This is a genomic window from Neobacillus citreus (genome assembly GCF_018343545.2).
Lineage (GTDB): Bacteria > Bacillota > Bacilli > Bacillales > Cytobacillaceae > Neobacillus > Neobacillus citreus.
In genome coordinates, this window is record NZ_JAGYPE020000066.1 from 12274 (window position 1) to 25054 (window position 12781).

Annotated in this window: 10 protein-coding genes; 9 read left to right on the top strand and 1 reads right to left on the bottom strand. The window is 44.6% G+C overall.

The features are described 5' to 3' along the window. Positions 1–168: 168 nt before the first annotated feature. The 5 genes from KHB02_RS24860 to KHB02_RS24880 all read left to right on the top strand — a co-directional run bounded on the left by KHB02_RS24860 (position 169) and on the right by KHB02_RS24880 (position 4792). The gene (locus tag KHB02_RS24860) at positions 169–1353 is read left to right on the top strand and encodes an ABC transporter substrate-binding protein (protein ID WP_213147901.1); all 1185 of its coding nucleotides are present in this window, start codon (positions 169–171) and stop codon (positions 1351–1353) included. A 105-nt stretch (positions 1354–1458) separates the two neighbouring features. Beyond that, positions 1459–2340 carry a branched-chain amino acid ABC transporter permease gene (locus KHB02_RS24865; protein ID WP_213147902.1) on the top strand — a complete coding sequence of 294 codons (882 nt, stop codon included), beginning with the start codon at positions 1459–1461 and terminating at the stop codon, positions 2338–2340. A 14-nt stretch (positions 2341–2354) separates the two neighbouring features. Further along, positions 2355–3329, top strand: a complete 975-nt coding sequence (locus KHB02_RS24870; RefSeq protein WP_213147903.1) for a branched-chain amino acid ABC transporter permease — start codon at positions 2355–2357, stop codon at positions 3327–3329. Beyond that, on the top strand, positions 3304–4083 hold the full coding sequence (locus tag KHB02_RS24875) for an ABC transporter ATP-binding protein (RefSeq protein ID WP_213148105.1): 780 nt from the start codon (positions 3304–3306) through the stop codon (positions 4081–4083). Before KHB02_RS24870 ends, KHB02_RS24875 begins: the two co-directional genes overlap by 26 nt. A 1-nt stretch (position 4084) precedes the next feature. Continuing rightward, positions 4085–4792 (top strand): ABC transporter ATP-binding protein, encoded by a 708-nt coding sequence (locus KHB02_RS24880; protein ID WP_213147904.1) that lies wholly within the window; start codon positions 4085–4087, stop codon positions 4790–4792. 29 nt (positions 4793–4821) lie between these two features. On the opposite strand, the gene KHB02_RS24885 is transcribed toward KHB02_RS24880, so the two are convergent. Then, entirely contained in the window at positions 4822–6624 is a 1803-nt protein-coding gene (locus KHB02_RS24885; RefSeq protein ID WP_213147905.1) for a TIGR04190 family B12-binding domain/radical SAM domain protein, read from the bottom strand. A gap of 454 nt (positions 6625–7078) precedes the next feature. Between KHB02_RS24885 and KHB02_RS24890 the strand changes: the two genes are divergently transcribed. From KHB02_RS24890 to KHB02_RS24905, 4 genes are all read left to right on the top strand, one after another. Further along, positions 7079–8944, top strand: a complete 1866-nt coding sequence (locus tag KHB02_RS24890; RefSeq protein ID WP_213147906.1) for a GAF domain-containing sensor histidine kinase — start codon at positions 7079–7081, stop codon at positions 8942–8944. Then, positions 8919–9578, top strand: coding sequence for a response regulator (locus KHB02_RS24895; protein WP_213147907.1), 660 nt, complete (start codon positions 8919–8921; stop codon positions 9576–9578). Before KHB02_RS24890 ends, KHB02_RS24895 begins: the two co-directional genes overlap by 26 nt. 273 nt (positions 9579–9851) lie before the next feature. Beyond that, positions 9852–12311 (top strand): S8 family serine peptidase, encoded by a 2460-nt coding sequence (locus KHB02_RS24900; RefSeq protein WP_241114074.1) that lies wholly within the window; start codon positions 9852–9854, stop codon positions 12309–12311. 263 nt (positions 12312–12574) lie between these two features. Continuing rightward, positions 12575–12781 (top strand): YbaK/EbsC family protein (locus tag KHB02_RS24905; protein ID WP_476739051.1); only part of this gene is annotated, 207 nt, incomplete at its 3' end.

Consider the following 12781-nt stretch of genomic DNA (forward strand, 5'->3'; position numbering starts at 1 on the left):
ACGCCCGGAAATCAGCCTTTTTTATTATTTTCAAAATTATTTTAAAATAGTGGATATAGGTACTAGACGAACCCCTAATTATTATGTACAATGTTTTCAGAATATTATATGTTTTGGGAAGAATTGCACAACGATTTAGGGAACTTTTAAAAAATAGGGGGTAATTTCGTGAGAAAAAGAAAATTAGCAGGTGTGTTTGCTTCATTTATGCTAGCTGCAGGCGTAATGGCCGGCTGTGGATCATCCACATCCACTAGTTCAGGCGGCGGGGATGAAAAGGGCGGCGAAATCAAAATCGGTGCCAACCTTGAGCTTTCCGGCGGGGTAGCATCCTATGGTCAGTCCATTAAGGAAGGTATTGACCTGGCGCTTGAGGAAATCAATAAAGAGGGAATTGACGGCAAGAAATTGAAGCTGGTTGTCGTTGATAATAAGTCTGAAGCACCTGAAGCGATTAATGGTGCGACAAAGCTGATCAGCCAAGACAAGGTTTCAGCCATTATCGGGGCAGCAACAAGCGGAAACACAAAAGCACAGATTGAAATTGCGCAAAGCAACAATGTTCCAATCATTACGCCGACTGGTACGGCTGCTGACGTAACGGTGAAAGACGGCAAATTAAATGATTTTGTCTTCCGTACCTGCTTCATTGACCCATTCCAGGGTACTGTCGCAGCAAACTTTGCAGCGAAAGAATTAAAGGTTAAAACTGCTGCTGTATTCATTGACAGCTCAAGTGACTATTCTAAAGGCTTGGCAGCATCCTTTAAAGAAAAGTTTGAAAAAGAAGGCGGCAAGGTTGTCACTCAAGAAGCATATGTGGCGAAGGATACAGACTTCCATGCCCAATTAACGAATATTAAAGGGAAAAACCCGGAGTTCGTCTTTGTCCCTGGCTATTATGAAGAGGTTGGATTAATTGTCAAGCAGGCTCGTGAAGTAGGTCTTGACGCTCCAATGATGGGTGCTGACGGCTGGGATTCTCCTAAACTAGTAGAACTTGCCGGCAAGGATGCTTTGAATAACACCTTTATTACAAACCACTATTCTTCTGGTGACTCTGACCAAAAGGTTCAAGAGTTTGTAAAAGCCTTTAAAGCAAAATACAAGGACAAATCTCCAGATGCGTTCAATGCTTTAGGTTATGATTCTGCTTATTTCCTTGCTGATGCCATCAAACGTGCTGGCGGCGGTGATTCTAAGAAAATTCAAAAGGCTCTTGCAGAAACAAGTGGCCTTGAACTAGTAACAGGACAAATGAAGCTTGATAAAGACCACAACCCAATCAAATCAGCTGTTATCTTAGAGTACAAAGACGGCGAACAAACATTCAAAACGAAGGTTAATCCGTAGTTAATTTTATAATAGTCAAAATGAATAGGGAGCATGTTCATGTTCCCTATTCCAATTTATAAGGATTAGGAAAAATTTCCTATTCCCACTGGAAGGAGTTGCGACATGGAACAACTAATACAGCAGCTAGTCAACGGCATTTCATTGGGAAGTATTTACGCATTGATTGCCCTTGGGTACACAATGGTATATGGTATCGTCAAGTTAATCAACTTCGCACATGGGGACGTCTTCATGGTCGGAGCTTTTATCGGTTTTTATTCTATTACTGTTCTCCATTTAGGATTTTTCCCGGCATTATTGATTTCAATGGTGGCCTGCGCAATTTTCGGCGTATTGATTGAGCGGATTGCCTACAAGCCGCTTCGGAATGCAACAAGGATTGCGGCATTGATTACCGCTATCGGAGTTTCGCTTTTCATCGAATATGGCACCATCTATATCCGCGGCGCCCAGCCGGAAGCCTATCCAGGCAATATCGTTCCATTGAAAAGCCTGGAGGTCTTCGGTGTTAAGATTAGCGGTCAGTCCATTCTAATTTTGGCCGTTTCCCTTTGTTTAATGATTATTCTTCAATTTATTGTTCATAAGACTAAGATTGGTAAGGCGATGCGTGCTGTTTCCCACGACCAGGATGCGGCCAAATTGATGGGAATTAACGTCAATAACACCATCTCTGCCACCTTTGCAATCGGATCTGCCCTTGCCGGTGCAGCCGGAGTGGTATTTGGAATGTACTATACAAAAATTGAGCCATTGATGGGAATCATTCCAGGTCTGAAGGCTTTCGTTGCTGCTGTTCTAGGAGGAATTGGAATTATCCCTGGGGCAATGGCCGGAGGATTATTATTGGGTGTCATTGAAGCCCTTGTCAGCGCGGCCGGAGGCTCGCTATTCCGAGACGCTGTTGCCTTTGTCGTGTTAATTCTAATCCTAATTTTCCGCCCTGCTGGTCTTTTTGGCAAAAACGTCAGGGAAAAGGTCTAGGGGGTGCTTGGTAGATGAAAAAGTTAAATAACGCAAAAGGCTTTTGGGGTTCCATTGTTTTAGCGGTTATTTTTGCCGTTGTCGTCCAATTCCTGATCAATGGCGGTACGTTAAACCCCTTTTATGTAAATGCTCTATTTTCAATCGGCATTAATATTATCCTTGCCGCTTCGCTTCATCTGATCATCGGCATTACCGGGCAGTTTTCGATCGGCCATTCCGGTTTCCTTGCCGTGGGGGCATATGTTTCAGCAATTATCACAATGAAATTGGGATTGCCCTTCCCGGTCGCGATTCTGGCTGCCGGTGCGGCCGCTGCTGTTGCCGGTTTAGTGATCGGGGTTCCTACCCTAAGGCTACGAGGCGACTATCTAGCCATCGCCACTCTAGGTTTTGCGGAAATCATGCGAATTGTCTTCTTGAATATTGATTATGTTGGCGGCGCTTCCGGGATGACGGTCTCCCACCTGATTACCTGGCCATGGCTGATTGCCTGTGTCGTCATCACCATTGTCGTCATTGTCAACTTTACGAATTCTACCCACGGCCGCGCCTGCATTTCGATTCGCGAAAACGAAATCGCTGCCGATGCGATGGGGATTAATACGACTTATTATAAAGTAATGGCGTTTATCATTGGTGCCTTTTTTGCCGGCGTGGCAGGTGCCTTGCATGCCCATAACTTTTACATTATCCAGCCGACCAACTTTGGCTTCTTAAAATCCTTTGATATTTTGATCTTTGTTGTGCTGGGCGGACTTGGCAGTATGTCCGGTTCCGTGCTTGCAGCGATTTTATTAACGATCATTTCAACATTCCTAGCCAATTATCCAGAAGTCCGGATGGTTATCTACAGCCTTGTACTAATTGCAATGATGCTGTTCCGTCCGCAAGGATTGATGGGAACAAAGGAAATTACGTCTTTCTTCAAGCTGGGAAAATCCGCGCAAGGAGGGTCTCATGATGCGAACAAAAACACAGTTGCTTAAAGTAGAGAACGCAGGCATCCGATTTGGCGGTTTAAAGGCTGTATCCGGGGTCAACCTAGAGCTTTTGCAGGGAGAACTCGTTGGACTGATCGGGCCAAATGGTGCCGGCAAGACGACCTTCTTCAACCTGTTAACAGGTGTTTATGTTCCAACCGAAGGATCAATTTCTTTGGCCGGTGAAAAATTAAACGGGCATGCGCCTTATAAGATTACTAAAAAAGGAATCAGCCGTACCTTCCAAAACATCCGCTTGTTTGGGGAATTATCGGTACTCGATAATGTTAAGGTTGCCTATCATTCGCTTGCGAAGCATTCCATTCTCAGTTCAATCTTCCGCCTTCCTTCTCATTTTTCCGGTGAAAGGGAAATGGAAGAAAAGGCAATTGAGTTTTTAAAAATCTTTAAGCTTGATAATGTTCAGCATGAAATGGCGAAGAACCTGCCATACGGGCAGCAGCGCCGCTTGGAAATTGCCCGGGCATTAGCAGCAAATCCTAAGCTATTGCTTTTGGACGAGCCGGCAGCAGGGATGAATCCGCAGGAAACTGATGAACTGATGAACCTGATTGCGTTAATTCGCGAAAAATTCTCGTTAACCATTCTTTTAATCGAGCACGATATGAATCTTGTCATGGGTGTTTGTGAAAGAATCTATGTACTGGACCATGGACAGCTAATTGCCGATGGTACTCCGGAGGAAATCCGCAACAATCCAAAAGTCATCGAAGCGTACCTTGGCGAGGAGGTCTCTTAGTATGCTTAAAGTCAACGATATTAATGTCTATTACGGAAATATCCATGCATTAAAAGGAGTATCCCTCGATATTAACCAGGGTGAAATTGTGACGCTGATTGGTGCGAATGGTGCCGGTAAAAGTACGCTATTAAAGACCCTTTCCGGGCTTTTGAGGCCGAAGACTGGCGAGATTGTGTTTGAAGGCGAACATGTTGCCGGCAAGGTGCCGCAATTGATTGTGAAGCGCGGGATCTCCCAGGTTCCAGAGGGCCGCCGCGTATTTGCCAATATGTCAGTTGAGGAAAATTTGGAGCTTGGCGCCTTTTTGCGTAAGGATAGGAAGGGTATTCAGGAGGATTTTGAAAAAATCTATCAGCTCTTTCCGCGCCTGCTGGAGCGCAAAAAGCAGCTGTCTGGTACACTTTCAGGCGGTGAGCAGCAGATGCTCGCAATGGGCCGGGCGCTGATGGCACGACCTAGGCTGCTTTTATTGGACGAGCCTTCCATGGGTCTTGCACCGCTGCTGGTCAAAACAATCTTCCAGATTATTGAGGAAATCAATAAAACGGGAACAACGATCCTGCTGGTTGAACAGAATGCGAACATGGCGTTATCCATCGCTGACCGCGCCTACGTTATTGAAACAGGAAAAATAGTCGCCTCTGGTTTAGCTGAAGAACTCAGTGCAAGTGACCAAATTAGAAAAGCCTACCTCGGTGGGCATTAAAAAAGGTATCGGAGTGAACTCCGGTACCTTTAAACTTTTTGCTGGTCCGAATCAAGTGTAAATTGAAAACGATGTTTCGGCTGGAATGAGTGCTTGATTTTGCTTTTGTATTCGACATACAATTGCTCGAGCCCCACTAACGCAAGCGAGAAGAAATTAGCATAATTCTTCTGGACCTCCCACTTTAGCTCGTTCTTGCCGCAAATGCTGTAATAGTTTAGTTCCTCAATTTCTTTGGCAAGCTTAGCCAGCTCTTTAGTTTGTTTTTCTGTCGGAAGGGCTAGAATTTGGTCGATTTTTTCAATATAGGCCCTCGACTTTTCAATTTTCCCTTTAATATCCTGGAAGCCGGCTAAATCAATTAGCTGGTATTTTAATTTGAATTCGTTCAGCCGTTGTGCGGCCTCATAGGTGGCCCCAACGATTGTCTCACGCGTCATATCCTTCGTTTCGTAGCTGAGCATATGCTTCCAGGACGGCTGGGTGATGGCCTTGCGATGGTCTTCGAGTGTCTGGCACAATTTTTTATAGCCATGGATTTCCGGGTGCTCAAACGCCTGGCTCGCCGGATCCAAAAATGGTGCGAGCGGGGCAACGAAGTAAAAGATTCTTGGGTCCTTCCCGCAGGCCAGGTGGATGGTTTCACAAAATTCAATGTTTTCGACAGCACTTTCATACGTCTGCCCAGGGATTCCAACCATAAAGAACAGGTCAATTTTTTTACAGCCATTTTTGAGCGCGAGCTGCAGTGTTTCGATCACCTTTTCATTTGAGCAGCTGAATTTCCCGTTATATTTCCTTATTTTTTCGTCATGGGTTTCAAGGGTAATTTCAATGCTGTAATGAGGCACGCTTTCATTCATCAGCCGAAAAAATTCTTCATCCGCATATTGAAATAACTCAAAGACGATTTCGTTTTTCAGCTTCAATTTTTCCAAACGGCTAAAAAACTCCTCAACATATTCTTGTCCACCCTGTCTTAGATCATGGAGGATAAAAATCGGCGCCCGGCTGAACCGGGAAATAAATTGAATATCCTCGACGAGCTTTTTCGGTGACCGCAATGCTAGCGTATGACGGTTGCAGTTTTGCCCATAAGCCTCTCTTGAACCTCCGCAAATCAGGCAGTTTTGCGTGCAGCCGCGTGCGGTCAACAGTGCGGTGTTCGGATATTGCAGCCAGCCGTTGTATGGCAGCGGGTCGAGGAAATTTCGGTATTTGAAAACGGACCGAATGGTGTAGCGGTAACCGGGAACATCAATATCATCGAGATCCTTTGGTACGTACGTTAAGGGATTATAGCCAGTCTCGGTGCCCTTTTTCCACGTTAAATTAGGGATATCTGCAAAATGTATATTTCCAGTCTCCAGCTTATTCATCAACAGCAGCATCAGCTTTTCTGTCGAGTCCCCGCGCATCACGAAATCAATAAATGGATATTTGATTAGCTCCTTGTGATAATACGTGGCCGACAATCCGCCAAAAATAATTGGGGTGTCCGGATGAAGCTGTTTGACGATTTTCGCTAGCTCAATGCTGCCGTGGGCATGTGGCAGCCAGTGCAGGTCAATGCCAAACGCACTTGCCCTGATCGATTTTAATTTTTTTTCGACATCAAAGTTTGGGTTCATGAGCATTCGGTTGGCGATATTGATGATTTTGACGCTGAGCCCATAACGCTCCAAATAGTCGGCGATGCTAGTCAGGCCGATGGGGTACATTTCAAACACGGGCGAGGATGGAACAACATCACTGATCGGTCCGGCAAGCAAAGGATTTTTTCGGAAATCGTAAACACTTGGAGCATGCAGCAGTACTAAATCGTATTTCATGGGAAACACCTCTTTGATTTGTAGTGTAATAACTCCTTTTGAGGTATATATATAAATGTTTTTTCAAGAAAGGATTTGTGAGGGAATTCACAAGGTTTTTTAATGTTATGATCGCTGTTTACTTTAGTTTACTATAATAGTTGTTTGCTAGAGTGACAAACAGGTGACAAATTTTGGGTGATTTTGTGCCGGAATTACTACGAAGGTAGTAGGCAAGAATAATCCTTTAGCCAAATAGAAAACGTATAGCGGTTTATGACATAATAGTGGATATCAAACCATTATGGTTTGCGAGGGACCCAGTCCGGTTAGTGTGTTCATTAGACCGGGTTGGGTCCTTATTTTTTGCAGACATTTGGCGGGTAGGCATTCATATTGTTTTCAAGCTATAAATACATTAAACTGGAATAAACAGAAAATTAAGTAAATCGTCACAGAATTTGGAGGGGAAGCTTTGGGAGATATCGGCATTTTGCAAAAAAAAGAGCAGCTATCAAGGCAATTCCTACTATTTATCTCTGTCGTTGGAGTGTTTATTTATTTTCAATTTGGCTTGTTTCATTTAATGGTACCGCGCGAGCCAATGATTTTGACGCTGCTGGTGTTGTTTCTCTTTATTGTTGAACTGTTTCCAGTACCTGTTTGGAAAGGTCAAATAACCATCTCATTTCCATTGGTTTATGCCATATACCTTATCGATGGCTTAGCCTATACGATTGTTTTTTATGGGATTATTGTTGCAGCCATTAACATTATGAATAGACGGCCGCTCCGAATTATTTTCTTTAATCCGGCCATGCAGGTGATTAGTTTTTATATTGCCCATCTGCTTTGCCAATGGCTGTATCCGCAGATGCCAATCGAAGGGCTGTCAAGGGTGCTGCAGGGAATCATCCATTTTAATTTGCTCATCATTCCCTTTTATTTCATGAATAATCTCATTGTGGATCTTGTTTTTGCTATCAGGCCACAAACGTATAATCTGAAAATCTGGAAGATGAAAGCACTCTTTGAGGTTTATAGTTTTCTTATTTCCTATGGTTATATTGTTTTATTGCATGTTTTAGGAAATCAAAGGCGGGGAACGATTGATGTTTTTTCTTTTTTCTTCTTTTTTATCCCGTTAGTCTGTGTTGCCCTGCTAAGCTCAATTATTGCCAATTTAAAAAAGGAAAAGGCGAAGCTGAAAGCGTTGTTCAGCATTTCATCCGAGCTCAATAAAAAAATTGCGAGGTCTGATTGGTTAACTTTTTTAAAAGATAATCTTCAAGAATTTATCGATGTTGATGCATGGATTTTGTGGAAACGGAGACCAGAAGGCTGGTTGTTCCGTTTTGCAGCCGGCCCTGTTAATGAAGATTTAACAATGTCGGCGGAAACGGCTGCTGCTCTTGATAAAATCACAAATTTGACCATTTATCATAATGCCAAAAGAGACCCAAGTCCGGCAGGGATCTTTTTTACAAAGGAAATAGGGACATTACTGTATGCTCCCTTAATTTTAGAAAATGAGCTGGTCGGGATGTTCGTCTTTGGCAGAAGCAGGACCAACAGCTTCGGGGAGGATGATATGCGTTCTGCCGCCACCCTTGCTAATCAGCTGGCTGTCCTGATTAAAACAAGATGGCTGTTTGCCGAGCAGGAGAAGCGGCTGATTTTAGAAGAAAGGAATCGGATTGCCCGGGATATCCATGATGGGGTGGCCCAGTCGCTCGCTGGCGCGATTATGAATCTTGAAACGGCACAGCGAAAATTTGCGAAAATGCCGGACGATTCACTTCGGTTAATGGGCGAAAGCACCGAGAAGCTGAGGCGCAGCCTGAAAGAGGTGCGGGAATCCATCTATGCGTTAAGACCTTATCCGACTGAGCGGGTGGGTTTATTGTCGGCCATTACTGCAAAAATTAATGCGGTCAAGCGGGAGCATAATTTGGATATCAATTTGGAGACAAGAGGTCCGGAATTCCACCTGAGCTCGATGGTTGAAAAAATTATTTTCGATATTTGTCAGGAAAGTGTGCAGAATGCCGTTAAACATGCAGAAGCCTCGAAAATTGACATTCTGTTAAGCTATCAAAAAGAAAATGTGCTTTTGAAGGTGAAGGATAATGGCAAGGGGTTTTCGCTTTTTCAGGCCATGATCAGGGCCCGGGAGCATCCGCATTTTGGAATATTACATATGAATGAATCAGCTGATAAAATTCAGGCCTCGCTGCAGGTAGACAGCCGCGAAGGAGCCGGAACAGAGATAACCTTAACGGTGCCAAGAATGGGGATTGAAGGGAGTGATTTGCGTGATCAAGCTTATGCTAGTCGATGATCATGCCGTTTTACGGGATGGGTTGAAAAATATTTTGGAAATGGAAACCGATATTGGGGTGATTGCGGAAGCCATCAATGGCAATGACGCAATTGAAAAGGTAAAAGAGGCAATGCCAGATGTGATTTTGATGGATATTAACATTCCAGAGAAGAATGGCATTGAAGCAACGAGCATTATAAAAAAAATGTACCCATCTATTAAGGTTTTGATTCTGACGATGTTTGACCATGATGAATATTTTATGTCGGCGATTCGCGAAGGGGCCGACGGTTATTTGCTGAAGGATGCCCCTTCTCAGCATGTGGTCGATGCGATTCGCGCGGTGGCAAACGGGCAGTCGGTCATCCACCCATCGATGACAAAGAAGTTTTTGGGCTTTTTCCAGCCTCCGGCTAAACCAGAGCCAGCTGAGGAAGAAAAGTCTGCGGATTCGACGCTGACTGAGCGGGAGAAGGATGTGCTTCTCTGCTTGGTCAAGGGCATGAATAACAAGGAAATAGCCCAAACACTGTTCATCAGTGACAAAACGGTCAAAATCCACGTGTCCAACATATTCAAAAAACTCGGCGTCAAAAGCCGGTCTCAGGTTGTCATTTATGCTGTACAGAATCAGCTTGTGCCGTTGACTTAGGAGTGACTTAAATAGTTTCTGAGAACCAAGCCGTGGGGCTTGGTTCTCTTCTGTAAGTGTAGGTGTGTCCATCCCGGAAAGACAAATGTCTTTTTGCGGTGCCTGACACCTTTTTCTTTGTATCTGCTATTTCTAACGGACTAATAAATATTACTTAAGTAGGAAGGGAAAATAGTACTTCTATTTAGTTGAAATAGACCCTTTGCTGAATGGTATTTTGGTCCGGTTTCTTGGACAATGGACTCATACTATAGCAGAAAAGGGGAATGGGTTGTGAAAAGGTGGTTTTCGGGTTTATTAACTCTTATCATTCTTTTGTCATTAGTTATACCAAATTTACCGGCAGCAAAGGCCGATACAACATCCGCTGTACTTGACCTCCAGTTGGTAAAGGCACTGGCCACAGCAGTTGAACCGCTTCAGGTTATCGTTACGTTTGATGGTCAAGGAGCGCCGACAGAGGATAATCTTAATCTATTAAAAACTCTGGGAATTTCCAAGGGCATTTCATTGAAGTCTCTGCCGATTACGGGAATTCTTGCAACAAAGGATCAGATTAATAAACTGGCGGAGCAGCCAGGTGTAAAATCTATCTATTTAAATCGGAAACTGGAATATTATAATGCCGATGCCACCGCATTAACAGGCGTTGATAAGGCGCGCACAGATGCGGCGATGCAAAAAGCAAACGGCGGCATGCCGGTAACTGGCAAAGGTGTCGGAGTTGTCATTAACGACAGCGGTGTCGATGGAACCCACAAGGATATCGAGTTTGGCAGCCATCTTGTGCAGAACGTTTTGGCCAGTATTAATTTGGCTAGCCTTGCACCAGGAATACTTCCCATCACTTATGCTGAAAATGTGCCGAACACGGATTCCAACTCCGGGCACGGAACCCATGTAGCCGGTACAGTCGGCGGAACTGGGGCCATGTCCAGTGGAAAATATGAAGGTGTTGCCCCTGGTGCCAATTTAATTGGTTATGGTTCAGGTGCTGCATTGTTTGTCCTTGACGGACTTGGCGGCTTTGACTACGCCATTACCCACCAATTTGACTACAATATTCGCGTTATTACTAACTCCTGGGGTTCATCAGGGGACTTTGATCCCAATGATCCTATTAATATAGCTTCTAAAGCGGCTCATGACCGCGGCATCACTGTATTATTTGCAGCCGGAAATGAAGGACCAGGCGAAAACACGCATAACCCATATGCGAAAGCCCCTTGGGTGATCTCAGTTGCAGCTGGTGAAAAAGATGGTTCTTTAGCGGACTTCTCTTCCAGAGGAACAAAGGGTGTCGGCGGTACATTTGAAATGGATGGCGAAACCTATACTTGGAAGGATGAACCGACGATTACTGCCCCTGGGGTAGATATTATCTCGACTAGAGTGCTTGCGCCTGTATCTTCACTGGCGATTCAGGATGACGCTGCTGCTATTGAGCCTGCCTATCTGCCATACTATACGATGATGAGCGGCACCTCGATGGCAACACCGCACGTTGCCGGTATCACGGCCCTTTTGTTAGAGGCAGACCCAACCCTGTCTCCGGATGAAATCAAACGAGTATTGCAGAATACGGCTACGAATATGCCGGGTTATGAAACATGGGAAGTCGGCGCCGGCTATGTGAATGCTTATGATGCACTGGATGCTGTTATGTTTGATAAAACTTATGGGAAAACATTGAATGCCGGACAAAAATTTAATAGCTATGTCAACTCGACAGTTGATAGATCTGAGTTTACTGTTGACTATAATCCTGTCCTTGCCGAATCCAATACGTATTCCTTTACGGTTGCAGAGGGAGTATCCAATGTATCAGCCAGAATAGATGCCTACGGGTTATTGGGTCAGACCGGGAACCCAGTTAATTTGATGTTAATCTCCCCAGACGGTACGGAATACAGCTCGGGGGTTAGCTTATTGTTCCCGCTTTATCCAGATCGTACGGTGGCCGTGAATTCACCTAAAGCAGGTGAATGGAGGGTGAAAATTGAAGGGCTTCACGGCGATCCTTCTAATCCGATTGGGATTGGTCTTCCGGAAACCATTACCGGAATGATCTCCACGACAAAAGTCAACGGCTTTTCCGGCTTAAACGATATCACGGGCGATCCTGCTGCTTCCGCTATCCAAATGGCAGTCAGTGAAAGAATTGTTGACGGTTATGGGGACGGCACCTTCAAGCCGAATCAAAACCTTTTGCGCAAAGAATTGGCCCGCTTCCTCGTAATGGGCGTGGGCATCCGGCAAAGCCAGACACATATGTTGAAGGATGTTGCTACGGGTGATGTCCCATTTGTCAAAGCAGTTGTCGCCAAGGGCGCAGCCATTCGCGATGTCGTTTGGGTGCAGGGCGGCGTCATGCAGCTTGATGCGAACGGCAATTTTAATCCAAACGGTGAGGTCAACCGCGCGGAACTGGCTTATACCCTTGTCCAAGCGCTTGGGCTGGAAAAACAGGCCAAGGAATTCACCGGGGATGTAACGGTTCAATACAAGGATGAGCGGATTAAACTTAAGGACGATGCTTCCATTCCGGCTTCCCTCAAAGGGTATGTGCAAGTTGCCCTCGACCTGAACATCCTAAATGCTACTTTTACGGTAAAACAAGGACCGTATGATTTAGTGCCGACTGTTGAAGCCAGCTTTGAGCCGGCGAAAAAAGTAACCAGAGGCGATTACGCAGTCGCCGTAACGCGCTACTTCCAGGCGTGGCTGCAATAGTTTTTGTAAGGAGAGAGCTTGTGCGTGGTGCGGGCTCTCTTTTTTTTGAAAAATTCCGGTTGGAAAATAAAGTAGTATATTTGGAAAGTATTTTTTAAAATGTGGAAAGTAAGTCCGAAATATATGTAAGTATTTAAAAAAAGAGGAAAGTAAACTGAGCAAAGGTGTAAGTATTTCCAAAAAGTTGGATAACGAAGACCTGTTTTTTAAAAATTTACCTCTTTTTTTGCTAAAATAGAGGAAAAATCAGAAGGATGATTAGAATGGCACAGGCCAAAACCAATGCAATGCGCATTTTGGACGCGAAAAAGATTCATTATGAGGTGCTTACATACGAAAATAAGGATGGAAAAATTGATGGACTGTCCGTTGCTGAGAAAATTGGCAGAAATCTGAAAGAGGTCTATAAGACACTCGTCACGCAAGGGGCAAGCAAAAACCTGTATGTGTTCGTTATTCCCGTTGCCGAG